Below are 24,806 nucleotides of genomic sequence, written 5' to 3'. Positions count from 1 at the left end.
GCCGCCCGGCCGGTCACCTGCCCCGTCGCCGGCCCCCTCATGCGTCCGGACATGCGTGCCATCACTTGTCGCCGGCGAGGTCCCGGTAGCGGGCCTCGTTCCTGGCAGCGGTCCGCACGTACAACCAGGCGCTCAGACCAATCACAGGATAGATCCCGGCGCCCAGCAGGACCCAGTCAAAGGGAAGGCCGGCAATGGTGGAGTCTGCCAGGCCCGGGACCAGACCCAGCATGAGCGGAAAGGCCAGCAGGATCAGCAGGAAGCCCAGGGCCACCACGAGCGCCAGACGCAGCTGGGACCGGATGAGCGAACGGACAAACAGCTGCCCGGCGTCGGACTCTTCCGCCGCTTCGCGCAACGCCGCGGCGGAGCGCCCGCCGGTCAGGACTGCGGTCGGCCTGAGGCTGCGGGGCGCCGTGACGCGGACCCGGGTCATGCCTGCGGCCGGATGCGGGTTGCCTCGAGCTTTTCCCGGACGGACGGCAGATGCCGGCGGCTGATGGGAAGCTCGGCGCCGGCCACGGTGACGCTGGGCCGCGCGGCGGCGAGCTTCATGTGGCCGACATGGCTCAGTGCGATCAGGTAGGAGCGGTGGATGCGCAGGAATCCGGCGTCGGCCCACTGCTGCTCGAGGTCGGCCAGCGGAACCCGGATGAGGTAGCTCGCGTCCGCGGTGTGCAGCCGGGCGTAGTCGCCCTGCGCCTGGACGTACGTGACGTCCTCCCGCCGGATCATCTTGGTGGTTCCGCCCAGGTCCACCGTGATCATCTCCGGCGCCGGGGCGCCGTCTTTGAGCAGTTCGCTGATGCGGCCGATCGACTTCGCCAGCCGCTCGGCGCGTACTGGCTTAAGAAGATAGTCCACGGCCGCGAGCTCGAACGCCTCCAGCGCGCAGTCCTCGTCTGCGGTCACGAAGACGACTGCGGGCGGACGGGCACTGCGGGAAATGGCCCGGGCAATATCCAGCCCGGACAGCGCCGGCATGTGGATGTCGAGGAAGACGGCGTCGACGTCTTCGGCCGCCAGGGCACGCAAAGCTTCGGCGCCCGAGGAGGCCCGGTGGATGGCGCCGATCCGGTCATCCTTGCCGAGCAGGAAGGCCAGTTCCTCAACGGCGGGGAGCTCGTCGTCGGCGACGAGGACGTTAATCATGGCAATAGCCTACTGCCGCAGGCATTTCCGAGAGCCTGGGGCCGGCATCAGGCGTCGTGGCGGGGCTGGGACTTGGGGACGCGCATCGTGATCAGCGTCCCTTCGCCGGGCGCCGTCTCGATTACCAGGCCGTTGTCGTCCCCGTACACCTGCCGCAAGCGGGCGTCGACGTTGCGCAGGCCCACGTGCTCGCCGTCGCTGTGTCCGGCAAGAACAGACCGCAGTTGTTCCGGGTCCATGCCCACGCCGTCGTCCTCGATCGTCACTTCGGCGAACGCGCCGGAGTCGTTCGCCGTGATGGAAATATGGCCCGGGCCCTCTTTGGCTTCAAGGCCGTGCCGGACCGCGTTTTCGACGAGCGGCTGCAGGCTTAGGAAGGGGATCACGGTGCTGAGGACCTCCGGAGCGATCCGCAGGCTTACCTGGACGCGGTCCCCGAAGCGCGCCCGCTCCAGGAGCAGATACCGGTCGATGCAGCGCAGCTCCTCGGCCAGGGTGGTGAAGTCGCCGTGGCGTCGGAAGGAGTAGCGGGTGAAATCGGCGAATTCCACTACGAGCTCCCGCGCACGTTCGGGGTCCGTGTTGATGAAGGACGCGATCGCGTTGAGCGAGTTGTAGATGAAGTGCGGGCTGATCTGGGCGCGCAGGGCCCGGACCTCGGCCTCCATCAGGAGGGTCCGGGAAGCGTCGAGTTCGGCCAGTTCCACCTGGGTGGCCACCCAGTCGGCCACCTCGCCGGTGGCACGGACGAGTCCGGCGCCGGCGGCCGGCGCGAAGGCGGCCACGACACCCACCACCCGGGCGCCGGTCTTGATCGGTGCGATCACGACGGCGCGCTCCACCTCCGGAGCCAGCGTCCCGCCGCCGGCGGCCAGCAACTGGAGTTCACCCGCCGGAATGACAGCGAGGTGGCCGCCGTCGAGCACCTTTGACGCGAGCCCCATCAGGGCCGGCCTGAGTTCCTCGCCGGCACCGTCCCACGCGAGCACACCGGTTGTGTCGGTGATGGCGAGGGCGTCGCAGCCCAGGAGGCCGCGTAGCTGCCGGCTGGCTTTGGCCGCGCCGGCGGGGTTCAGCCCGGTCCGCAGGTACTGGCCGGCACGGGATGCGGCATGCAGCGTCTTGTAGGTGGCGCGCTCTGCATCGGTGCCGAGGTCGCGGAAGGAACGCAGCACCTTGAGTCCGACGGCGACGACCACCGCGATCGCCATGGCGATCACCGCTACGGCGGCGGCGGTGAACAGGGGAGAGTCCGGCATGGTGCTCAGCCTACCGTCGGTCCCGGACCCGCCGGCGCTGGCCTGCATGGAGGCCAGGGGAGACGACGTCCTGGACCGTTTGGCTGCCGCTTGGCGCAGCATGGCGACCGTTTGGCTACGCGGACCCCGTCGGCACTGGAAGGTAATGCGCGTCACGGTACACAGTGATTGCAGTCACATTGGCCGGAAGGTTGTTCCGAGTAGACCACGGCAGCCGGTGTGGACTCACCAGTCTCAACGAGGAGGAACCGATGGGTCACGACGCCCAAGAAACGGACGCAGCGGCGGCCGTGGACTTCAAGGAAGTCCAGTCGACGACGCAGTTCAAGGAACTGCGCAAACGTCACCGCAGCTTTGTCTTCCCGATGTCCATTGCATTCCTGCTCTGGTACTTCGCCTACGTCCTGCTGGCCGACTATGCGGTGGGATTCATGTCGACCAAGGTCTGGGGCAACATCAACATCGGCCTGATCCTGGGCCTGCTGCAGTTCGTCTCCACCTTCGCCATCACCGGCTGGTACGTCAGCTACTCCAACCGCAAACTGGACCCCATCGCCTCCGAGATCCGCCACGAAATCGAAGGGCATGAATTCGACAAGCACGGCAACCCGGTAGGGGGAACAGCAAAATGACACTCATGGTCCCCGCGGTCAATGTCACCGACCTCAAAGACACCACCCTGCTAAACATGGGCATCTTTGCCGTGTTCGTCGCCATCACCATGGTCATAGTGATCAGGGCCAGCCGCAACAACAAGACGGCTGCCGACTACTACGCGGCCGGCCGTTCCTTCACCGGCCCGCAGAACGGTACGGCGATCGCCGGCGATTACCTCTCCGCGGCGTCCTTCCTGGGCATCACCGGTGCCATTGCCATCAACGGCTACGACGGCTTCATGTACTCGATCGGCTTCCTGGTCGCTTGGCTCGTCGCCTTGCTGCTCGTCGCCGAACTGCTCCGCAATACCGGCAAGTTCACTATGGCCGATGTGCTCTCCTTCCGGCTCAAGCAGCGCCCCGTGCGCATCGCGGCGGCCATCTCAACGCTGGCGGTCTGCTTCTTTTATCTGCTGGCCCAGATGGCCGGTGCCGGCAGCCTGATCTCTTTGCTCCTGGGTATCAGCGACTGGGGCGGACAGGCCCTGGTGATCGTCGTCGTCGGCGCCCTGATGATCATGTACGTCCTGATCGGCGGGATGAAGGGGACCACGTGGGTCCAGATCATCAAGGCCATGCTCCTGATCGCCGGCGCCGCCGTCATGACCTTCTGGGTCCTCGCGATCTACGGCTTCAACCTGTCCGACCTGCTGGGCGGCGCGGTGGAAACCTCGGGCAACCCGAACATGCTCAACCCGGGACTGCAATACGGCAAGACCGAGACCTCCAAGCTTGACTTCATGTCCCTCGGCCTGGCCCTCGTGCTCGGCACGGCAGCCCTGCCGCACGTGCTCATGCGCTTCTACACGGTTCCGACCGCAAAGGAAGCCCGCAAGTCCGTGGTGTGGTCCATCTGGCTGATCGGCATCTTCTACCTCTTCACCCTGGTGCTCGGTTACGGCGCTGCTGCTCTGGTGGGTGCCGACACCATCAAGGCGGCTCCCGGCGGCGTCAACTCGGCCGCGCCGCTGCTCGCCTTCCACCTCGGCGGCCCGCTACTCCTGGGCTTCATCTCGGCTGTGGCCTTCGCGACCATCCTGGCCGTCGTCGCGGGCCTCACCATCACCGCGGCGGCATCCTTCGCCCATGACATCTACGCCAGCGTCATCGCCAAGGGGAAGGCCGACGCCGACACTGAGGTCAAGGTTGCCCGCCGCACCGTGGTGGTGATCGGCCTGCTGGCGATCGCCGGCGGCATCTTCGCCAATGGACAGAATGTCGCGTTCCTCGTGGCGCTCGCCTTCGCCGTTGCTGCCTCCGCCAATCTTCCGACCATCCTCTACTCGCTGTTCTGGCGCCGGTTCACCACCCAGGGAGCCTTGTGGAGCATGTACGGCGGACTGTCCGCGGCGATCATCCTGATCGTGCTCTCCCCGGTGGTATCGGGGTCCAAGACCTCGATGATCCCCGGCGCCAACTTCGCCATCTTCCCGCTGAGTAACCCGGGCATCGTTTCCATCCCGCTCGCGTTCTTCCTTGGCTGGCTCGGCACCGTCCTGGACAAGCGGAAGGAAGACCCTACGAAGCAGGCCGAAATGGAGGTCCGTTCCCTGACCGGCGTGGGGGCCGAAAAGGCCACCAACCACTAGGACCCGCGCCCGCCGCGCCCGGCCGGTTCCACAACTCCGGTTCCACAACTCCGGTTCCACAACGCCGGTTCCACAACGGAGGAGCTCACGTGCAGCAGCACGGGAGCTCCTTTGTTGTGGGGCGGCGGGCTGCAGCAGGGAGCGATGACCCGGGTCAGCGCTGCGGCCGCAGCCGGATATTGACCATCTTCAGTTCGTCGCTGCCCTCGAAACGGTAGACCAGCTCCACGCTCTTGGTGTCGCAGTCGATGGAGCCGGCGACATCGGCCGCGTTGGTGCCGTTGCTGGAACTGACTTTGAGGCTTGTGTAGTTTGCCTTGCAGCTGTCGTCCAACCCCAGGCTGTGCACCCCGGCGGCGAACTCTTCCCGCGAAAGCTTCTGCATGAGGGCGGGGTCCAGGTACTTGTCGTAGGCAGTGTCGACGTCGCCGGCGATGATGAGCTTGTTGAAGTCGTCCGCGAGGCCCCGCGCCTGGTTCGTGGTTCCGCCCACCACATTGAGCAGGATGACGACGCCGGCAACCGCCAGGAGCAGGACTCCGCCCACGATCCCCAAGACGATCCACAATGCCTTGTGGCTCTTTTTCGGGGGAGGCTGGGCCGGGCCCCCGTAGTATGGCGGACCGTAGGGCGGGGCGTAGCCGGGCGGCGCGGTGCTGTTCGCGGGAAGGCCGTACGGAGGGCCGTACGGCGGGGCGCCGCTGGCCGGAGGGCCGTACGGCGGGGCGCCGTACGGCTGCTCGTCCGGCGGAACCCCATTGGCGGAAGGACCGTAGGGCGGAGTTCCGGCAGGCGGAGCCGCATAGTACTGAACGGGCGGCTGCCCTGGTGGGGCGGGTGTTTGTTGCTGCGGTGCGGGTGGTGCCGGGTGGCCGACCGCGGGATCATGCCCGGGCTGTGGCGGTACCGGGCGGTGCGATTCCTCGGGACTGCTCACTGTTCAAGCCTTTCCGGCAGTCCAGACATCCACCGCCTGTTGTGCAGGGCCGCGTGCGCGGCCCCAAGGGCTCAAGGGGGACCCAATGGACACAGCCTAGCGCCGCGGCCGCCGACGGCACAGAGCAGGGGCGCAGAACGTCAGCGCGGACCATTGGCCCAGATCAGGTGCCCGGATCAGGTGCCCGGATCAGGCGCACGGATCAGGCGCACGGAACGGCATCGCGGAGGGCAGCCTCGCCGGGGCCCGGAGATGCAGAAGATCAGGTGTCGGCGGATCCGCGTTCCAGCAGTGGCTGGATCCGGAACGGGATCAGTTCGCCCATTGCCAGGGCCGTATCGGTCCGGTCCACGCCGTCGCAGGCAAGGATCTTGCCGTTGATCCGGAACAGGTCCTCGGCGTCGAGGGCCACCACGCGCAGGAGCAGATCGGCCGAGCCGGTCAGGCCGTAGCCCTCCAGGATTTCCGGAATGCCGGCGAGCTCCACTGCGAGGCTGCCCAGTTTCTGCTGCTGGACATGGACGGAGATGAAAGCCATGAGCGGGTACCCCAGGGACACCGGATTGATGCGCCGCTCGAAGGAGAGGAAAACATGCTTCTTCTCCAGCTGGGCCATCCTGGCCTGCACCGTATTGCGCGATAGTCCGAGCTTCTGGGCCAGGGCCACCACGGTCCGCCGCGGGTCCCGGGCCATGGCCGAAAGCAGGCGGGTGTCCGTGCCATCCAAGGGTTGCATAATGCGCAAGATTAGCACGGTCCGCCGGTGCCAAACAGTGCATAATGCTCAGTATTTTTACGGGTGGTTGTACCCGATGAGCATTGTGAGTAGGGTCACAATTATCCGGGGCAACGGCGCCCGGGCGGCTGGCGCGCCGCGGGATCACGAGTCCTGCGAGCTCCGGTCAGACGACGTCAGAAGGTGCGGACAACTGTGTTTACCGACGACGCGGGCAAGGGCGGTATTTCCGCCGGGGGCCCCGGAAACAGTGAAGATACAACGAGGCGGACGGGCGGCGATCTCGTCCAGCTCATCACTCCCGAGGGTGAGCGCATCAGCCATCCCGAGTTTGATTCCTGGCTCCAGGATGTCAGCGACGAGCAACTTGGCTCGCTCTATGAGGACATGGTGGTCATCCGCCGGATCGATGCCGAGGCTACCGCGCTCCAGCGGCAGGGCGAGCTCGCCCTGTGGCCGCCGCTCCTCGGCCAGGAAGCATCCCAGATCGGCTCGGCCCGCGCACTGCGCGAGGACGACTTTGTCTTCCCCAGCTACCGCGACAACGGGGTGGCCTACTGCCGCGGAGTGAAAGTCGAAGACCTCGTCCGTGCCTGGCGGGGCAACGCCTCCGCCGGCTGGGACCCGTTCACGGTCAACGCGGCCACGCAGCAGATCATCATCGGCGCGCAGAGCCTGCACGCCACCGGCTATGCCATGGGCATCCAGAACGACGGCGCCGACTGCGTCGCGGTGGCCTACTTCGGCGACGGCGCCACGAGCGAGGGCGACGTCAATGAGGCGATGGTCTTCGCCGCAAGCTTCCAGGCGCCGGTCGTCTTCTTCTGCCAGAACAACCACTGGGCCATCTCGGAACCGGTCCGGGTACAGTCCCACATCCAGCTTGCGGACAGGGCTTCCGGCTTCGGCATCCCCAGCATGCGGGTGGACGGAAACGATGTCCTCGCCGTCATGGCCGCCACCCGCATTGCCCTGGACCGTGCGCGGCACGGCGGCGGCCCCACCTTCATTGAGGCCGTCACCTACCGGATGGGCCCGCACACGACGGCGGATGATCCCACCCGCTACCGGGACGCCAACGAGCTCGAGGACTGGGCCGCGAAGGACCCGATCAGCCGGCTGAAATCCCTGCTGGACCGCAAGGGACTGCTGACCGCGGAGCTCGAGGCCGCCGTCGCCGCCAAGGCCGACGCCGTGGCCGCGGAACTCCGTTACGGCACCATCAACATGCCCGAGCCGGCGCCGCTGGATATCTTCAAGCACGTCTACAGCACGCCCAACTCCTGGCTGGACCGCCAGCAGGACCACTACTCCCGCTACCTGGCTTCCTTCGGCGATCCCGCAGAAGCCGCTTCTGAAGAAGGTGCACGCTGATGCCGCAGATGACCTTTGCCCGAGCCATCAATTCGGGCCTGCGCAAGTCCCTCGAAAACGACCCCAAAGTGATCCTGATGGGGGAGGACATCGGCGCCCTCGGCGGTGTCTTCCGCGTCACCGACGGCCTGCAGAAAGACTTCGGCAAGCACCGCGTCGTGGACACGCCGCTCGCGGAGTCCGGCATCATGGGCACCGCCGTCGGCCTGGCCTACCGCGGCTACCGGCCGGTGGTGGAGATCCAGTTCGACGGGTTCATCTACCCGGCGTTCGACCAGATCGTCAGCCAAGTCGCCAAAATGCACTACCGCACCCAGGGTGCGGTCAAGATGCCCATCACCATCCGCGTCCCGTTCGGCGGCGGCATCGGCTCTCCGGAGCACCACTCCGAATCGCCCGAGGCCTACTTCACTCACACCTCGGGGCTGCGCGTCATCAGCGTCTCCAACCCCCAGGATGCCTACACGATGATCCAGCAGGCCATCGTCTCGGATGACCCGGTGCTGTACTTCGAGCCCAAGCGGCGCTACCACGACAAGGGCGAGGTGGACGAGTCGATCGACCTGAACACTGCGCTGTCCATGGAAAGGGCCCGCGTGGTCACGGCGGGCAAGGATGTGACCCTCGTGGCGTACGGTCCGCTGGTCAAGACCGCCCGCGATGCCGCCCTGGCGGCCGCCGACGAAGGCATCTCGGTCGAGGTCATCGACCTCCGCTCGCTTGCCCCGCTGGACTTCGCGACCCTGGAGGCCTCGGTCTGCAAGACCGGCCGGCTTGTCATCACGCACGAGGCCGCCCAGTCCGGCGGGCTTGGCGCCGAAGTTGCCGCGAGCATCACCGAACGCTGCTTCTACCATCTTGAGGCCGCCCCCGTCCGGGTCACCGGCTTCGACGTCCCCTACCCGTACTCGAAGCTGGAAATGCACCATCTGCCGGGCCTGGACAGGATTCTCGACGGCGTCGACCGTGCCCTGGGCCGCCCCAACTCCCTCAGCGGGCTGGAAGGATGAGCGCCACCATGATTAAGGAATTCAGGCTCCCGGACCTCGGCGAAGGACTGACGGAATCCGAAATCGTCGCCTGGAAGGTTGCGGTGGGGGACACGGTCACGCTCAACCAGATCATCGCCGAGGTGGAGACGGCCAAGGCCGTCGTCGAACTGCCCTCCCCGTTCGCCGGGGTGGTCGCGGCCCTGCACGAACAGCCCGGCAGCGTCGTCGAGGTCGGCAAACCGATCGTCTCCTTCGAGATAGAGGGCGACGACGGCGGCTCCGGTTCCGACACGGGGGCCGCCAAGCGCGAGCCGAATCTCGTGGGCTACGGCGCCGTGCTCGAAGCTTCCGGCCGGCCCGCCCGCCGCGCCCGCACCTTCGCCGCCCCGGCGGCTGTCCCGGTAGTCGAGGTTGCCTCCGCTGAGACGGTGACGCCCGTCCGGGCAGCCGAACCAGTCCCGCCTGCCCGGGTTGCTGAGCCGGTTGAATCCAAGCCTGTCGAAACCAGACCGGCCGAGCGTCCGCGGTCCACGCCGCCGGTGCGCAAGCTGGCCAAGGATCTCGGCGTCGACCTCGAAGCCGTCACCGGCACGGGAGAGCACGGGCTCATCACCCGCGAGGATGTCCGGAACTTCGTCGGCGGCGGGGACCTGCCCGCAGCCGCTCAGGAACTGGCCGGCGCGCAGGTTCAGGCCGCCGGGCTCACCCAGGCCCCGGGCGAGCGGGAAACCCGCACGCCGATCAAGGGCGTGCGGAAGTTCACGGCCGCCGCCATGGTGGCCAGTGCCTTCACCGCACCGCACGTCACGGAGTTCCTGACCGTTGACGTCACCCCCACGATGGAGCTGCTGGCACGCTTGAAGGCCAGCCGCGCCTTCGCCGGGTACAAGCTCACCCCGCTGACACTGGTGTCCAAGGCCGTGCTGATCGCGCTGCGGAACCACCCGACGCTCAACGCCCGGTGGGACGAGGCTAATCAGGAAATCGTCCAGTTCAACTACGTGAACCTGGGCATCGCGGCAGCGACCCCGCGGGGGCTGACGGTTCCGAACATCAAGGACGCGGACCGGATGTCCCTCCTGGACCTCTCCACGGCACTGACCGAGCTGACCGAGACAGCCCGGGCCGGCAAGACCAGCCCCGAAGCCCTCTCCGGCGGGACGATCTCCATCACGAATATCGGCGTCTTCGGCATCGACGCCGGCACGCCCATCCTGAACCCGGGAGAGGCCGCCATCCTGGCCTTGGGCGCGGTCCGGAAGATGCCGTGGGAGTACCAGGACGAGGTCGCCCTGCGCCAGGTCATGACGCTCAGCCTCTCCTTCGACCACCGCCTGGTCGACGGCGAACAGGGCTCGCGCTTCCTCCAGGACCTCGGCACCATGCTGGCCGATCCGGGCATGGTCCTCGCGATGGTCTAAGCACCCCGATCACAGCTGCCGGCTGCCCTTCCCGCCAAGGAGGGGCGCTGGCAGCTCTATTGGGTGCTGGGTTACCGCCGTCCGGGGGCACTTTGAGGACAATTTTCGACGGCGGGGCCCTGATTCACGGCGTGTCTGCGCCAAAGTGCCCCCGGAGTGCCGGGGCAGGCGAGCGGTCAGCCGAAAGGTTCGGGCGGCGCGGCCGGTGCCAGGAGCGCGGCCAGCGCCATGCTTTCCAGCAGCGGCCTGGCGCGGCGGACGCCTATGCGGCGTCCGTGGCTGCGCACCGAGTGCGGGGTGGAGTTGATCAGGCCGAAGGTGGCATGCGCCCGCATCCGCAGCTCGGCGGCCTCCGTGCCCGCGTGCAGCCCGGCCAGAACGTCCACCCAGAGTTCGACGTAGTTGCGCTGGAGCGTGCGGACCTCGTCCTGGTCCTCGCCGGCAAGGTTGCTAAAGTCCTGGTCCTGGACCCGGATGACGTCGGGATTACGCAGGGCAAAGTCCACATGGAACGCCACGAGGCCGCCCAGGGCCGCCAGGGCGCCGTCGGAGTCGGTAACCACGCGGCGGCCGCCGTCGAGCAGGTCCTGGCTGACGCTGAGCAGCAGCGCGCCGAGGACCGCCTGCTTGCCGGCGAAATGACGGTAGACCGCAGGACCGCTGACCCCGGCCGCGGCGCCCAGGTCCTCCAGGGAGACGCGGTTGAACCCTTCAATGGCGAACAGCGTGGCGGCGGCGGACAAGAGGGCCTGGCGTCGGTTCGCCTTGGCCTGGCTCCGCTGCGTTGAAGGGGCAGGCGTTGAAGGGGCTGCGGCGGAGGGGGCGTGGGCCGGCGGCGTTTGGGTAGTCTGGCTGGGCTCGGTCACCGGCGCATCCCCTCGTTGCAGATGGTTCCTGTGTTGGACATCACAGTTAATAGAGACTAACCTAAATTTCAGTTATGCGGCACTAACCGAAATAGTCGGGCGGCTTCTGAAGCCGGTCCGGCACGCAGGTCAGGGAACGGAAGCAGTCAATGGAGACAATCGCCAGCCAGGTGGATGCCACGAGCGCCGCCTTCGCCGCGAACCGCGAGGCCCAGCTGGGGCTGGCCCGCGAGCTTAAGGAACGCCTCGCCACGGCCGCGCTGGGCGGTCCGGTGAAGTCCCGGGAGCGCCACGTGGCCCGCGGCAAGCTGCTGCCGCGGGAGCGCATTGACCGGCTGCTCGACGACGGCAGCCCGTTCCTGGAAATCGCCCCGCTCGCGGCCAACGGCATGTACGACGGCGACTCCCCGGGTGCCGGCGTGATTGCCGGGATCGGCCTGGTCCACGGCCGGCAGGTCCTGGTCATTTCGAACGACGCCACGGTCAAGGGCGGCACCTATTACCCGATGACGGTGAAAAAGCACCTCCGGGCGCAGGAAATCGCGCTGGAGAACCGGCTGCCGTGCATCTACCTGGTGGATTCGGGGGGTGCGTTCCTGCCCAAGCAGGACGAGGTCTTCCCGGACAAGGAGCACTTCGGCCGGATCTTCTTCAACCAGGCAAAGATGTCCGCGGCGAAGATCCCGCAGATCGCCTCCGTGATGGGCTCCTGCACCGCCGGCGGCGCCTACGTGCCCGCGATGAGTGACGAGACGGTGATCGTCCGGAACCAGGGCACCATCTTCCTGGGCGGCCCGCCGCTGGTGAAGGCCGCTATCGGCGAGATCGTCACCGCGGAAGAGCTCGGCGGCGGCGACGTGCACTCGAAGATTTCCGGGGTGACGGACCACCTGGCCGAGAACGATGAGCATGCCCTCCAGATCGTCCGCGACATCGTCTCCACCCTGCCGCGCCCGGCCGCCCCCGTCTGGGACGTCGACGCCGTCGTCGAGCCCGTGGCGGATCCGGACGAGCTCTACGGCGCTGTCCCCACGGATGTGAACGCCCAGTACGACGTCCATGAGGTCATCGCCCGGCTGGTGGACGGCAGCCGGTTCCACGAGTTCAAGAAGAACTACGGCACCACCCTGGTCACCGGCTTCGCGAAGCTGCACGGCCACCCGGTGGGCATCGTGGCCAACAACGGCGTGCTGTTCAGCGAGTCCTCGCTCAAGGGCGCTCACTTCATCGAACTCTGCGACCAGCGCGGCATCCCGCTGATCTTCCTGCAGAACCTCTCCGGTTTCATGGTCGGCAAGGACTACGAGCAGGGCGGCATCGCGAAGAACGGCGCGAAGATGGTCACCGCCGTCGCGACCGCCCGGGTCCCGAAGCTGACCGTGGTGATCGGCGGGTCCTTCGGCGCCGGGAACTATTCGATGTGCGGCCGGGCCTACTCGCCGCGCTTCCTGTGGATGTGGCCGGCGTCGCGGATCTCCGTGATGGGCGGCAACCAGGCCTCCAGCGTGCTCGCCACGGTCAAGCGGGACCAGTACGAGGCCCGCGGCGAGGAATGGTCCGCCGCGGACGAGGAAGCGTTCAAGGCCCCGATCAAACAGCAGTACGAGGACCAGGGCAGCCCCTACTACTCCACCGCCCGCCTCTGGGACGACGGCGTGATCGACCCCGCGGACACCCGCACCGTCCTGGGACTGGCGCTCGACGTCGTCTCCCGCACCCCGCTGCCGGAGACCTCCTTCGGCCTGTTCCGGATGTGAGCCAGCAATGACCAGTACTTCAACATCGCCCAAGCCCCGGGCCCTCAAACCCCTGTTCGGCACCGTGCTCGTCGCCAACCGCGGCGAGATCGCCTGCCGCGTCATCCGGACCCTGCGCGCCCTGGGCATCCGTTCGGTGGCGGTCTATTCTGACGCCGACGCCGGTGCCCGCCATGTGCGCGAGGCCGACGTCGCGGTCAGGATCGGCCCGGCAGCCGCGACCGAGAGCTACCTGAAGATCGAGGCCATCATCCAGGCCTGCCGGGACACCGGGGCCGAGGCCGTGCACCCGGGCTACGGCTTCCTGAGCGAGAACGTCGACTTCGCGCGTGCGCTGGCGGACGCCGGGATCACGTTCATCGGGCCCGGCGTCGAGTCCCTGAACGTCATGGGCGACAAGATCCGCTCCAAGAACCACGTCACCGGCTACGGCGTCCCGGTGGTCCCGGGCATCGCCGAACCGGGCATGAGCGACGCGCAGCTGATCCAGGCCGCGGCCGGCGTCGGCTTCCCGCTGCTGATCAAGCCCTCCGCCGGGGGCGGCGGGAAGGGCATGCACATCGTGGAACGGCCCGAGGACCTCGAAGCGACCCTGGCCACCGCCCGGCGCGTCGCGGCCAGTGCCTTCGGCGATGACACCCTCTTCCTGGAACGGCTCGTGACCACCCCGCGGCACATCGAGGTCCAGGTCCTCGCCGACAACCACGGCAACGTCATCCACCTCGGGGAGCGCGAGTGCTCCCTGCAGCGCCGGCACCAGAAGGTCATCGAGGAAGCCCCGTCCCCGCTGCTGGAATCCCTGCCCGACGGCGCGGCCATCCGTGCCCGTCTCGGCGAAGCAGCTTGCAATGCCGCGCGCAGCGTCAACTACTCCGGCGCCGGCACGGTGGAATTCCTGGTCTCGGACAACGCCCCTGACGAGTTCTTCTTCATGGAAATGAACACGCGGCTGCAGGTCGAACACCCCGTCACCGAGATGGTCACCGGCATCGACCTCGTCGAATGGCAGGTCCGCATCGCCGCCAGCGAGGAACTCACCGTCCGCCAGGACGACGTCGTCCTCACCGGCCACTCGGTCGAAGCACGCGTCTATGCGGAAATCCCGGAAAGGAACTTCCTGCCCTCCGGCGGGCGGGTCGTGCTTCTGGACGAACTGCCCCCTGACTCAGCAGGTTCAGCAGGCCGCGTCCGGGTGGATTCGGCGCTGATCGAAGGCCTGGAAATCTCCTCCAGCTACGACCCCATGATCTCCAAAGTCATCGCGTGGGGAGAGAGCCGGGCCGCTGCTCTCGACACGCTCGACGAGGCGCTGGCCGGGTACACCGCGCTGGGGATCGACACCAACGTCGAATACCTGCGCCTGCTGATCAACGACGCTGACGTCCGCGCCGGCCGGCTCGACACGGGCCTGATCGAACGCAGGATGCCGGAGTTCAGCTTTCGCCATGCGGGTGACTTCGAGGTGGCCGCCGCTGCCATTTACGTCGCTTCTCTGCAGGAACATGATGCCCAAGCCGAGGGGAAAGGCCCGTGGGACCTCCGCGACGGGTGGAGGCTTGGCGCCCGCGCCCCACGGCGGATCAGCCTGGGAACACCCGACGGCGGTGTCGCCACGGTAGAGGTGTTCGGCGTGGTGGGGCAGGGCACGGCGAGTGTGAGTATCGACGGCGGGGCGCAGCGCACGGCATCACTCCGTTTTCCCGCCCGGGACCACGCCGAGTTGGTTCTCGGCGGCGAAGCCCTGGTCTACTCGCTTGCGCCGGTGTGTACCGGACCCGTTCGGGACAATGCGACGCCCGCGGAGATCTTCCTCGGCAACGAGGGCTGGTCCTGCCGCCTCGAAGTACTCACCCGCGAAGCGCGGCTGGCCCGCGTGCTGGCCGCGATCGAGCGCGAGGAAGGCGCCGCGGACCCCGCAGTGCGCTCACCGATGCCCGGGACCGTGGTGTCGGTGTCCGTCAGCAACGGCGACACCGTGGAGGCAGGCCAGGTGCTGCTCGCGGTGGAGGCCATGAAGATGGAACACCAGCTCGTGGCACCCCTGGACGGCACCGTCCACATCAGCGTCGGGTCCGGCGACCTCGTGAAGGCAGACCAGGTGCTCGCCACCATCCACCCGCCCGAAGCCTCCCGAGCCGAGGACACCATCGAGGAAGCCGTCATCGCGATGGGCGCGGCGGAATAGCTGCCACACCTTCAACACCAGGCCACAGTTTTTAGACAGCAACACAGACAAAGGAGTCACCCCATGCCAGATTTTGAGCTCAGCGAGGACTACCAGGTCCTCAGCGACACCGTCCGCGAATTCGCCGACGAAGTGGTAGCCCCGGTCTCCGCCAAGCACGACGAAGAACACAGCTTCCCCTACGAAATCGTCTCCCAGATGGCGGACATGGGCCTGTTCGGCCTGCCGTTCCCCGAGGAGTTCGGCGGCATGGGCGGGGACTACTTCGCCCTGGCGCTGGCCCTGGAACAGCTCGGACGGGTGGACCAGTCCGTCGCGATCACCCTGGAGGCCGGGGTGTCCCTCGGCGCCATGCCGATCCACCGCTTCGGCAACGCCGCCCAAAAGGAGGAGTGGCTGCCGCTGCTGGCCTCCGGAAAGGCCCTCGCCGGCTTCGGCCTGACCGAGCCCGAGGCTGGGTCCGACGCCGGCGGCACCAAGACCACCGCGAAGTTGGGCGGAGGGGAGTGGGTCATCAACGGCAACAAGGAGTTCATCACCAACTCCGGCACGGACATCACCAGGCTCGTCACCGTCACCGCGGTGACCGGCCAGGATGAGCGCCCGGACGGCAGCATCAAGAAGGAAATCTCCACCATCCTGGTGCCCACCAACACACCGGGTTTCAAGGCGGAGAAGGCCTACAACAAGGTCGGCTGGAACGCCTCGGACACCCACCCGCTGACGCTCGACAACGTCCACGTCCCTGAGGAAAACCTGCTCGGCACCCGGGGCCGCGGCTACGCGAACTTCCTCTCCATCCTCGACGAGGGCCGGATCGCGATCGCGGCACTGGCCGTCGGCGCGGCCCAGGGCTGCGTGGACCAGTCCGTGAAATACGCCAAGGAACGCAGCGCATTCGGGCAGAACATCGGCAAGTACCAGGCCATCGCGTTCAAGATCGCCCGGATGGAAGCACGGGCCCACACCGCCCGCCTGGCCTACTACGACGCGGCCGCCAGAATGCTCGCCGGCAAGCCGTTCAAGACGCAGGCGGCCATCGCTAAGATGGTCGCAGGCGAGGCAGCCATGGACAACGCGCGGGACGCCACCCAGGTGTTCGGCGGCTATGGCTTCATCAACGAATTCACCGTGGCACGCCACTACCGCGACTCCAAGATCCTCGAAGTCGGCGAGGGCACCACGGAGGTCCAGCTGATGCTGATCGCCCGCGAACTGGGTCTCTGACCCGCCCGCTGGCCGCAACCGTCGAGGGAAGGATCACTGATGATCAACAAAGTTGTTGCCAGCGCTGCCGAGGCCGTCGCGGACATCCACGACGGCGCCTCGCTCGCCGTCGGCGGTTTCGGGCTGTGCGGCATTCCGGTCGCCCTGATCGAGGCCCTGCACCGGGGCGGCGCCACGAACCTGGAGACCGTCAGCAACAACTGCGGAGTGGACGACTGGGGCCTTGGGATCCTGCTCAAAGACGGCCGGATCCGGCGCACCATCAGTTCCTACGTGGGGGAGAACAAGGAGTTCGCCCGGCAATACCTCGCCGGCGAACTGGAGGTGATCCTCACCCCGCAGGGAACCCTGGCCGAAAAACTGCGCGCCGGCGGCGCCGGCATTCCCGCCTTCTACACACCGGCCGGCGTCGGAACGCAGGTGTCCGACGGCGGGCTGCCGCAGAAGTACGACGCCGGGGGCAACGTCGCGATCGCCTCAGCTCCGAAGGAAGTCCGCAGCTTCCACGGCACGGACTACGTGCTGGAGGAATCACTGACCCCCGACTTCGGACTCGTGCACGCCTGGAAGGGTGATCGGCACGGCAACCTCGTCTTCCACGCGACCGCCATGAACTTCAACCCGCTGTGCGCGATGGCCGGGAGGATAACGATCGCCGAGGTCGAGGAACTCGTGGAACCAGGGGAGCTGGACCCGGAGCACGTCCACGTCCCGGGAATCTTCGTCCAGCGCGTGGTGCTGGCCCCGCACGGCGAAAAGCGCATTGAAAAGCGGACGGTGGCAGTGGCCGCCGGCGCCTCCGGCGCAACAAAACAGTTACCAGAGCAGGCAGGAGCATAGTCGTGGAAACGAACAACGCCCAGGGCGCCCCGCCCCGTCCCGAAGCCGTCCGCCACGAATACCGGCCCGCAGCCGTCGGACATCCTGCCGGTGTTGAGAGCAAGGGCTGGACCCGCAATGAACTGGCCGCCCGGGTGGCGCAGGAACTGCACAACGGGCAGTACGTCAACCTCGGCATCGGGATGCCGACCCTGATCCCGAACTACATCCCCGCCGGGGTCGAGGTGGTGCTGCACTCCGAGAACGGCATCCTCGGTGTCGGGCCCTACCCGGCGGACGAGCAGGTCGATCCGGACCTGATCAACGCCGGCAAGGAAACCGTCACGGTCAACAAGGGCGCCGCGTTCTTCGATTCCGCCGCTTCCTTCGGCATGATCCGGGGTGGCCACGTCGACGTCGCCGTGCTCGGTGCCATGGAAGTCGCCGCGAACGGCGACCTCGCCAACTGGATGATCCCCGGGAAAATGGTCAAAGGCATGGGCGGCGCCATGGACCTCGTCTTCGGTGCCAAAAAGGTGATCGTGATGATGGATCACGTGGACCGCAACGGCAAGCCGAAAATTGTGGAGGCCTGCACGCTGCCGCTGACCGGCAAAGGCTGCGTGGACCGGATCATCACCGACCTCGCCGTGATCGACGTCGTGACCGACGGCGGGCAGTCCCGGCTGGTGCTGCGCGAACTGGCGCCGAACGTGTCCGTGGAGGACGTCGTGGCGGCCACCGGAGCCGAACTCTTCGAGGAAGACCAGGAACTGACCGTATGAGTGACACCGGCATGACATCGCCAGGCACTGGCACAAGCACAGGCACCGGCAACCCCCGGGTGATTGAACAGCGCGGCCTCTATTTCGACGAGCTGGAAGAGGGCGTGGTCTACGCACACCGGCCCGGCCGGACCGTCACCGAGACGGATAACGTCCTCTTCACCACCATGACGATGAACACCCAGGCCCTGCACCTCGACGCGGCCTGGAGCGCCGGGCAGCCGTTCGGCCAGCGGCTCATAAATTCGATGTTCACCCTGGCCACCGTCGTGGGCCAGTCCGTGCCCCAGCTGACCCAGGGCACCATCATCGCCCAGCTCGGCCTGACGGACGTGTCCTTTCCCCGCCCGCTCTACCACGGGGACACCCTCTACACGGAGACGGTGGTCACCGCGAAAAGGCTGTCCGCGTCCCGCCCCGGCCAGGGCATCGTGACCATGCAGCACACCGGGCGCAACCAGCACGGCGACGTGGTGGCCCTCGCCGCCCGCAGCTGCCTGATGTGGACACGCGAGGCCCACGCCGCTGCCGAGCTGGAAGCGGCGCGAAAGGGGACAATAGAGACATGAGTTTCCTGATGGGTCCCGCCCTGCTGTTCTGCCCCGCCGACCGCCCCGAGCGGTACCAAAAAGCCGCCGAGCGCGCCGACACCGTGATCGTGGACCTCGAGGACGCCGTCGCCCCCGCCGACAAACAGCGGGCCCGCGGCGCCATCCTCGCCCAGCTCGGCGCCGCCGGCGACGTTCCGGAACTGGATCCGAGCCGCACCATCATCCGGGTCAACCCGGCCGGCACGGACGAGTTCGAAAAAGACATGCACTGCCTCAAGCACACGCCCTACCGGCACATCATGCTGGCCAAGGCCGAGAACGCCGCACAGCTGAAGGAACTGGAGGGCTACAGCGTCATCGCCCTCTGCGAGACGGCCGTCGGCGTCCTCAACGCCGCCGCCATCGCCGCCGAACCCAACGTGGTGGCGCTCATGTGGGGTGCGGAAGACCTTCTGGCGTCGCTCGGCGGGACCTCCAGCAGGACGGAGAACGGTGATTACCGGGCCGTCGCGCTGCACGCCCGCTCCACCGTGCTCCTGGCCGCCGGCGCTTTCGGCAAGGACGCGATCGACGCCGTCTACGTCAACATCCCGGACCTCGCCGGGCTCGCGGTCGAGGCCCGCGACGCCGTGGCCTCGGGATTCTCCTCCAAGGCCTGCATCCACCCTGACCAGGTGGCCGTCGTCCGTGAAGCCTACGCCCCAACCGAGGCCGAGGTCGCGGCGGCCGCCGAGCTGCTCGACGCTGCCGCCGCCGCAGGCACGGGAGTCTTCCAGTTCAAGGGCAAAATGATCGACGGCCCCATCCTCAAGCACGCCGAGTCCACCCTCCGCCGGGCCGGGCGCACGGTCTAGGAACTCCCGCAACGACGTGGCGGGTGCGTTCCGGGATTCGTCCCGGGACGCACCCGCCACCTCATGTGTGCCTGGGCATTCTTCCCCAGTTTCCCCGGTCCGGCTGCCTCTGGTTCGCGGCCGCTACTTCCGAGGTGCTACTAAGGAGCCGCTACTTCTCTGCCGGGACCTTGTCGGCAAACGCCGTGGTGTAGGTCTTGCTCAGGTCGATGGATGAGCCTTTGCCCTTGACGTTGGTGGAGTATTTGTCCAAGATGCTGAGCACGTTCCTGGCGCCGTCGGCGTCCATCTTTCCGTCCTTGTTGAACATCGTTTTGGTGTCGTTGATGGATTTCTCATAGAGCGCCTGTCCGGCGTTGGCGTATTCCTTGGGCATCTTGGCGGCGATCTCCGCGGCGCTGTGGCTATTGATGAACCGGAGGGCGCCCACGAAGGCGTTGACCACCTTCTGGACCGTTTGCGGGTTCTTCTGCACGAAGTCGCAGCTCATGTACACCGACGCGGCGGGATAGAGGCCGCCGAGCGCCTTGCGGGTTCCCTCCTCCGTGCGCATGTCGATCATCACTTTGCCCTTGCCGGTTTCAACGAGCTGGGCGATGGTGGGATCGGTGGTCATGCCCGCATCGATGCCATTGTTGTCCATGGCCGCGATGAAGGTCTGGCCGGCACCGACTTTGGCCGGGGTATAGCTCTTCACACCGGCCTGGCCGGCGAGGGCCTGGGTCAGGAAGTCGGTGGAGGACCCCAGCGACGTGATGCCCAGGTTTCGGCCCTCAAAGTCAGCCGCCGTCGTGATGGTGCCGGCCTTGCTGGTGGAGACAACCTCGGCCTCGCCGGGGATGTTCGCCAGCTGCACCACGGAGGTGATGCACTGTCCCTTGGCCTGCAAATCGATGGTGTGGTCATAGAACCCCTCAACGCCTTGTGCATTGCCGGTCAGCAGCGAGTTCTCCGCAGTGGCGCCGGATTGCTCGCCGAGCAGGTTGACTTTGACCCCTTCCTTTTCGAATAAGCCCAGGCCCTCGGCAAGCTTGGCAGGCATGTAGATGACCTTTTCCAGGCCGCCCACAATGATGTTGACTTCCGGTGTGCTGGCGCTGTCGACGGAGGCGGCCCGCGAATCCTGGCAGCCGCTGACTCCCGCGGCGACCGCGATGGTGAGAAGGACGGCTGATGCCTGGACACTACGTCGCTGTAGTTTCGTTTTCATGGTTTAGATTCCCTTGATCTGAGTCTGGGCCTGAGACGGCCGCCATTTGAGGAGCTTGTTTTCTGCGGTGGTAATGACGGATTCCGCCAGCAGCGCCACCACGGTGACGATGATCATGCCGGCGTAAATACCCGCCGAGTCGAACGTGCCCTGGGCGTTGGCGATCAGCATGCCCATGCCGTGCTTCGCCCCGGCGTATTCGCCCACGATCGCGCCGATGAGCGCGAACCCGAACGCGGTGTGGAGTGAGGAAAGAATCCAGGTGGTGGCGCTGGGAAGCACGATCGACGTCAGGATTTTGCGTTTGCCTGCTCCGAGGATCCGCGCGTTGTTGACCACGTTGCCGTCCACTTCCCGGGCGCCGGTGAAGGCGTTGAAGAACACCGCGAAGAACACCAGGACCACCACGGTGGCAATTTTGGAGCTGATGCCGAAACCGAACCAGATGATGAACAGCGCGGCGAGGACGATGCGCGGGACGGCGTTGGCGGCCTTGATGAACGGTGAAAAGACTTCCGCCATGTAGTGGCTTCGGCCCAAGAGGACGCCGAGCACGATTCCGGCGACCGTGCCAATGGCGAAGCCGGCCGTGGCCTCCAGTACGGTATAGCCGATGTTCTCCCACACCGAGCCGAACTGGGTGCCGGAGGCAAACCATTGGATCAGCCGGTCCCAGATCAGGGACGGCTTGGAGTAGAAGAACGGGTCGATCAGATAGGTGGCGGTCAGTTCCCAGCTGCCAAGCCACACTGCGACGATCACTGCGCGCAAGGCCCACACCTTGTAACCGGCATTTCGTCTGGACCTGCGGGCACCGGCGAGCAAGCCGGCTTCGTTCTCGGCGCTGAGCTCCTGCCCCCGTGCGGCGGGCGGGGCGCTGATGGTGGGTGACGTCATCGTCGTTGTCCTAACTGGTTGCGTTTACTTTGCATCGGGTTGCCCGGCGGTGGCCCTGGCCTGTTCCACTTCGTCGCGCAGGCTGTCCCAGACCTGGCGGTAGATTGCCAGGAACTCGGGCGTGAGCCGGACCTCCTCCACATCGCGGGGACGGGGAAGGTCCACCCTGAATTCCGCTTTGATGGTGGCGGGGCTGGCCGTCATCACCACCACCCGGTCAGCAAGGGCAATGGCCTCTTCGAGGTCGTGGGTGACGAAAACAACAGCGGCATCGCTGCCGCCCCAAAGCCGCAGGAGCTCCTGTTGCATGAGCTGGCGGGTCTGGACGTCCAAGGCGCTGAACGGTTCGTCCATCAGCATGATCTCGGGTTCGTTGACCAGCGTCTGGGCCAGAGCGACCCGCTTCCGCATGCCGCCCGAGAGCTGGTGCGGGTAGTACTTTTCAAACCTTCCCAGTCCAACCCGCTCCACCCATTCTCTGGCCTGGATGCGGGCGTCGGCCTTCGATGCTCCCCGATAGCGGGGGCCCGAGGCCACGTTGTCCAGCACCGTCTGCCACGGAAGGGTTGCGTCGGCCTGGAACATGTACCCGACCCGGGCCGGGATGCCGGTCACCAATTCACCCCGGACATACGTTTCGCCTTCCGAGGCGGGCTGCAGGCCGGAGATCAAGGACAAGGTGGTGGATTTGCCACAACCGGTGGGGCCGACGACGGCGACGAACTCCCCGGGGGCAACGGCCAGGTTCACATCGCGGATGGCCGTATGGATGCCCCCGCCGTTCTTCGGGAATCTCTTCGTCGCCGCCCTCAACTCAATCAGCGGCGCCTTATTGGCTGGCATGGTGTCTCCTTCGTCACTTTGCGTTGCTGCGGCGCAGGCCCGAAATTCGGTTGTCTGTGCGTCACGTCACACGACGCTACGGCGTGAAATCGGCGTCGTCGCCCTTTAGCTCCATAGCCGCTAAACAACCCTTTATGCACCTTGTGCGCTTTGTGCTCACGCGCCAGTGGTGCCCGGGGGGCAATGGCCCTAACGTTGTCCCGGGTCACCGGGGTCCGGTGCGGAACGTGAATGAGGAGCCGGTGGAAGCAGTGGACAGTGTTGTCCCGGAGGTGGGGGACCGCCGGGCGGTGCACCGGTCAGGGTTGGCGTTCTCGACCAGGATGCTGGTCCTTCAGCTCGCCGTTGTGGCTTTGGTGATTATCCTGACCGCGGGCGTCTATGGCTGGCTGACCTATCAGCGGCTCAGCGATGAGATCGGATCGAAATCCCTGGCGGTGGCGCAGAGCCTCGCGGTGGAGGAACCCATCCGCAAGGAACTTGGCGCTGTCGCCACGGCTGACCTCATCCCGGGGAACTCCACGCTGCGCACAGGGCCCGTCCAGCAACTTGCCGAAGTCCTCCGGGACCGGACTGACGCCTTGTTCGTCGTGGTCACGGACAGGTCCGGCCTGCGCTGGTCACATCCCAACCCGGCCGAGCTCGGCCGGCCGGTGAGCACCAGCCCGGATGCCGCCCTCTCGGGACAGGAGATCACCGTCCAGGAGACCGGAACCCTCGGGCCTTCCGTTCGCTCGAAAGTCCCGGTCTGGTCCGCCGACGGCCGGTCCATTGTCGGCGAGGTCAGCGTCGGTTTTTCCACCCGAGACGTGCTCGCGGGCTTGCAGGCCGCCATCCTCCCCATCCTCGGAGTTGCCGCTGTGGCCCTGACACTCGGCACTGCCGGAACGGCCCTCCTGAGCCGGCGGCTGCGGACCGACACACTGGGCCTGGAACCTGCTGAGATCGGCGAGCTTGTGCAGGACCAGGCAGTGGTGCTCTACGGTGTCGACGAAGGTGTGCTGGGCATCGCTGAAGACGGTCGTGTCACCATCTGCAACGGGAAGGCCCGCCGCCTTCTGGGCCTGGCGGGAACATCCGGCCGCACGTTGGCGGAACTCGGACTCCCGTCCAGGGTGCTGGCTCTGCTTGAGCCCGCCAACGCCGACGGAAACAAGAGCGTTCAGATGATGGTGAACGGCTCCGTGCTGATCATGACGGCTCGCAAGGTGGTGCGGGGCCGGCGGAAACTCGGCTGGGTCCTGATGGTCCGGGACCGGACGGACGTCGAGGCACTCAGCCGCCAACTGGATGCCGTGGGGGCGCTCTCTACCGCGTTGAGGGCCCAGCGCCACGAATTCGCCAACCGGTTACATGCCGTTTCGGGGTTGCTGAACGTCGGCCGCGCGGACGAGGCGGCCAGCTACCTGCAGGCAACGCTGAAATCGGGCCCCTTGAAGTACCCGGTGGACTTTGCGGGCAAGCTTGAGGACACCTACCTCCAGGCGTTCATTGGCGCGAAGGCGCTGCGGGCGGCGGAGCTGGGCGTGCCCCTCCGCCTGGGCGACGCCACCTTGATCACGGGGACGGTATCCGATCCGCAGAACGTCACGACGGTCCTGGGGAACCTGGTGGATAACGCGGTGGCGGCCGCCGTGCGGGGGGCGTGCCTGGACCGTTGGGTGGAAGTCGAGCTTCTCAGCGAGGACACCACGCTTCATCTCACGGTGGCTGATTCCGGGGACGGGCTGCAGGGGGTGGACCCTGAGGCGCCGTTCAAGGAGGGCTACTCGACCGCCGGACGGATGCCAGGCCAGGACCCGGAGCGGAACCCCGACCAGGGCCCGGCCGACTGGCTGGAAGCAGGAAACGCCGGGCAGGGCGAAGGGCTCGGGCTGACCTTGTCCCGCCAAATCGCGCGCAGCCGTGGCGGCGATGTCTGGGTGATTTCCCCGGGAGAGCCCGGCGGCCCGGGTGCCGTGTTTTGTGCCCGCTTGCCTCGGGTCCTGGCACTTAACGACGAAAGGACACGAATTGAAGGATGACCTGAGGGTCCAGATTGTCGACGACGACTTCCATGTGGCCCGGCTCCATGCCACCTACGTCAATGCCGCGCCCGGCTATATGGCACTGGAACCGGTGGGGACAGGGGGAGCCGCCCTGGAGGCCATCCACGCATTCCGCCCGGATCTTGTCCTGGTGGACATCTACCTCCCGGACGGCAACGGGCTGGACATCCTGCGGGGGCTGGATATTGACGCCTTCGTTCTCAGCGCCGCGTCGGATCCTTCCTCCGTCCGCAAGGCCATGCGGAGGGGAGCCCTCGGATATCTCATCAAGCCCTTTTCGGAGAAGCAGCTCGCCGAAAAGCTCCGCGGCTATGCCCGTTACCGTCGCCTGCTCGGTTCGGAATCCGCACTGGACCAGGAGGTCCTGGAACGTGCCGTGCGCCAGCTGCACGCCTCGGATGCGCAAACTGCCAAAGCCCGCACCGTGACGGAGACCGCCGTCCTCGGTGCCCTGGGACAAACCCCGGGAGCACTGACCGCGGTGGACGTTTCCGCAAGCGTCGGCATCTCCCGGGCAACTGCGCAACGTTACCTCTCCGCCCTGGTGGAGGACGGCTCCGTCGACGTCAACCTGCGCTATGGCACCACGGGACGACCTGAACACCGCTACAGCCTCCGGGCAACATAGCGCCGCTGAGCCCGCCGGCG

General features: G+C 66.8%; 23 protein-coding genes. 14 read left to right on the top strand and 9 right to left on the bottom strand.

Going from position 1 to position 24,806, the window contains the following annotated elements; genetic code table 11:
• Nucleotides 1–61: 61 nt before the first annotated feature.
• From ABD243_RS07500 to ABD243_RS07490, 3 genes are read right to left on the bottom strand one after another with little or no spacing between them, the layout of a single operon-like run.
• Complete coding sequence (locus tag ABD243_RS07500; RefSeq protein ID WP_116768235.1) at nt 62–436, bottom strand: DUF485 domain-containing protein; 375 nt, start codon at nt 434–436, stop codon at nt 62–64.
• Entirely contained in the window at nt 433–1,152 is a 720-nt protein-coding gene (locus tag ABD243_RS07495; protein ID WP_344363887.1) for a LytR/AlgR family response regulator transcription factor, read from the bottom strand. The genes ABD243_RS07500 and ABD243_RS07495 overlap by 4 nt, the downstream gene beginning before the upstream one ends.
• A gap of 47 nt (nt 1,153–1,199) precedes the next feature.
• Entirely contained in the window at nt 1,200–2,411 is a 1,212-nt protein-coding gene (locus ABD243_RS07490) for a sensor histidine kinase (protein ID WP_091250010.1), read from the bottom strand.
• A gap of 251 nt (nt 2,412–2,662) precedes the next feature.
• On the opposite strand from ABD243_RS07490, the gene ABD243_RS07485 reads away from it, so the two are divergent.
• Complete coding sequence (locus ABD243_RS07485) at nt 2,663–3,043, top strand: DUF485 domain-containing protein (RefSeq protein WP_116768233.1); 381 nt, start codon at nt 2,663–2,665, stop codon at nt 3,041–3,043.
• Complete coding sequence (locus ABD243_RS07480; RefSeq protein WP_116768232.1) at nt 3,040–4,656, top strand: solute symporter family protein; 1,617 nt, start codon at nt 3,040–3,042, stop codon at nt 4,654–4,656. Before ABD243_RS07485 ends, ABD243_RS07480 begins: the two co-directional genes overlap by 4 nt.
• 154 nt (nt 4,657–4,810) lie before the next feature.
• On the opposite strand, the gene ABD243_RS07475 is transcribed toward ABD243_RS07480, so the two are convergent.
• Together ABD243_RS07475 and ABD243_RS07470 are read right to left on the bottom strand one after the other, a co-directional pair.
• Nucleotides 4,811–5,224, bottom strand: coding sequence for a hypothetical protein (locus ABD243_RS07475; RefSeq protein ID WP_344363883.1), 414 nt, complete (start codon nt 5,222–5,224; stop codon nt 4,811–4,813).
• Nucleotides 5,225–5,855: 631 nt separating this feature from the next.
• Nucleotides 5,856–6,329: an Lrp/AsnC family transcriptional regulator gene (locus ABD243_RS07470; RefSeq protein ID WP_091249664.1), complete on the bottom strand. Its 474-nt coding sequence runs from the start codon at nt 6,327–6,329 to the stop codon at nt 5,856–5,858.
• A 195-nt stretch (nt 6,330–6,524) separates the two neighbouring features.
• On the opposite strand from ABD243_RS07470, the gene pdhA reads away from it, so the two are divergent.
• The 3 genes from pdhA to ABD243_RS07455 are packed head-to-tail and all read left to right on the top strand — an operon-like array spanning nt 6,525 to nt 10,116.
• Complete coding sequence (pdhA, locus tag ABD243_RS07465; RefSeq protein ID WP_425547151.1) at nt 6,525–7,703, top strand: pyruvate dehydrogenase (acetyl-transferring) E1 component subunit alpha; 1,179 nt, start codon at nt 6,525–6,527, stop codon at nt 7,701–7,703.
• Nucleotides 7,703–8,713 carry an alpha-ketoacid dehydrogenase subunit beta gene (locus ABD243_RS07460; RefSeq protein WP_344363879.1) on the top strand — a complete coding sequence of 337 codons (1,011 nt, stop codon included), beginning with the start codon at nt 7,703–7,705 and terminating at the stop codon, nt 8,711–8,713. The genes pdhA and ABD243_RS07460 overlap by 1 nt, the downstream gene beginning before the upstream one ends.
• On the top strand, nt 8,710–10,116 hold the full coding sequence (locus tag ABD243_RS07455) for a dihydrolipoamide acetyltransferase family protein (protein WP_344363877.1): 1,407 nt from the start codon (nt 8,710–8,712) through the stop codon (nt 10,114–10,116). The genes ABD243_RS07460 and ABD243_RS07455 overlap by 4 nt, the downstream gene beginning before the upstream one ends.
• Before the next feature lie 176 nt (nt 10,117–10,292).
• On the opposite strand, the gene ABD243_RS07450 is transcribed toward ABD243_RS07455, so the two are convergent.
• The gene (locus ABD243_RS07450; RefSeq protein WP_344363874.1) at nt 10,293–10,982 is read right to left on the bottom strand and encodes an SACE_7040 family transcriptional regulator; all 690 of its coding nucleotides are present in this window, start codon (nt 10,980–10,982) and stop codon (nt 10,293–10,295) included.
• Nucleotides 10,983–11,131: 149 nt separating this feature from the next.
• Here ABD243_RS07450 and ABD243_RS07445 point away from each other — a divergent pair, with 149 nt between their 5' ends.
• The 7 genes from ABD243_RS07445 to ABD243_RS07415 all read left to right on the top strand — a co-directional run bounded on the left by ABD243_RS07445 (nt 11,132) and on the right by ABD243_RS07415 (nt 19,160).
• Entirely contained in the window at nt 11,132–12,739 is a 1,608-nt protein-coding gene (locus ABD243_RS07445; RefSeq protein ID WP_344363872.1) for a carboxyl transferase domain-containing protein, read from the top strand.
• Nucleotides 12,740–12,746: 7 nt separating this feature from the next.
• Nucleotides 12,747–14,924: an acetyl/propionyl/methylcrotonyl-CoA carboxylase subunit alpha gene (locus ABD243_RS07440; RefSeq protein ID WP_344363869.1), complete on the top strand. Its 2,178-nt coding sequence runs from the start codon at nt 12,747–12,749 to the stop codon at nt 14,922–14,924.
• Nucleotides 14,925–14,987: 63 nt separating this feature from the next.
• Complete coding sequence (locus ABD243_RS07435; protein WP_116768225.1) at nt 14,988–16,151, top strand: acyl-CoA dehydrogenase family protein; 1,164 nt, start codon at nt 14,988–14,990, stop codon at nt 16,149–16,151.
• A 39-nt stretch (nt 16,152–16,190) separates the two neighbouring features.
• Nucleotides 16,191–16,991: a CoA transferase subunit A gene (locus ABD243_RS07430; RefSeq protein ID WP_344363866.1), complete on the top strand. Its 801-nt coding sequence runs from the start codon at nt 16,191–16,193 to the stop codon at nt 16,989–16,991.
• Nucleotides 16,992–16,993: 2 nt separating this feature from the next.
• Nucleotides 16,994–17,755 carry a CoA transferase subunit B gene (locus tag ABD243_RS07425; protein ID WP_344363864.1) on the top strand — a complete coding sequence of 254 codons (762 nt, stop codon included), beginning with the start codon at nt 16,994–16,996 and terminating at the stop codon, nt 17,753–17,755.
• Entirely contained in the window at nt 17,752–18,324 is a 573-nt protein-coding gene (locus ABD243_RS07420; RefSeq protein ID WP_344363861.1) for a MaoC family dehydratase, read from the top strand. Before ABD243_RS07425 ends, ABD243_RS07420 begins: the two co-directional genes overlap by 4 nt.
• Nucleotides 18,321–19,160: an HpcH/HpaI aldolase/citrate lyase family protein gene (locus ABD243_RS07415; protein ID WP_344363859.1), complete on the top strand. Its 840-nt coding sequence runs from the start codon at nt 18,321–18,323 to the stop codon at nt 19,158–19,160. Before ABD243_RS07420 ends, ABD243_RS07415 begins: the two co-directional genes overlap by 4 nt.
• Nucleotides 19,161–19,311: 151 nt before the next feature.
• Here ABD243_RS07415 and ABD243_RS07410 read toward each other — a convergent pair whose 3' ends face one another.
• From ABD243_RS07410 to ABD243_RS07400, 3 genes are read right to left on the bottom strand one after another with little or no spacing between them, the layout of a single operon-like run.
• On the bottom strand, nt 19,312–20,370 hold the full coding sequence (locus ABD243_RS07410) for an ABC transporter substrate-binding protein (RefSeq protein WP_344363857.1): 1,059 nt from the start codon (nt 20,368–20,370) through the stop codon (nt 19,312–19,314).
• 3 nt (nt 20,371–20,373) lie between these two features.
• On the bottom strand, nt 20,374–21,267 hold the full coding sequence (locus ABD243_RS07405) for an ABC transporter permease (RefSeq protein ID WP_344363854.1): 894 nt from the start codon (nt 21,265–21,267) through the stop codon (nt 20,374–20,376).
• Nucleotides 21,268–21,291: 24 nt separating this feature from the next.
• A complete protein-coding gene (locus ABD243_RS07400; protein WP_344363851.1) occupies nt 21,292–22,110 on the bottom strand; it encodes an ABC transporter ATP-binding protein in 819 nt (272 codons plus the stop codon).
• Nucleotides 22,111–22,352: 242 nt separating this feature from the next.
• On the opposite strand from ABD243_RS07400, the gene ABD243_RS07395 reads away from it, so the two are divergent.
• Both ABD243_RS07395 and ABD243_RS07390 read left to right on the top strand, forming a co-directional pair.
• Nucleotides 22,353–24,134, top strand: a complete 1,782-nt coding sequence (locus ABD243_RS07395) for a sensor histidine kinase (protein ID WP_344363848.1) — start codon at nt 22,353–22,355, stop codon at nt 24,132–24,134.
• On the top strand, nt 24,124–24,786 hold the full coding sequence (locus ABD243_RS07390) for a response regulator (RefSeq protein WP_344363846.1): 663 nt from the start codon (nt 24,124–24,126) through the stop codon (nt 24,784–24,786). The genes ABD243_RS07395 and ABD243_RS07390 overlap by 11 nt, the downstream gene beginning before the upstream one ends.
• The last annotated feature ends 20 nt before the right edge of the window (nt 24,787–24,806 follow it).

The organism is Arthrobacter humicola, assembly GCF_039531445.1.
GTDB lineage: Bacteria > Actinomycetota > Actinomycetes > Actinomycetales > Micrococcaceae > Arthrobacter > Arthrobacter humicola.
The sequence above is the reverse complement of the archived record's forward strand: the minus strand, read 5'-3'. Positions and strand labels throughout refer to the sequence as shown.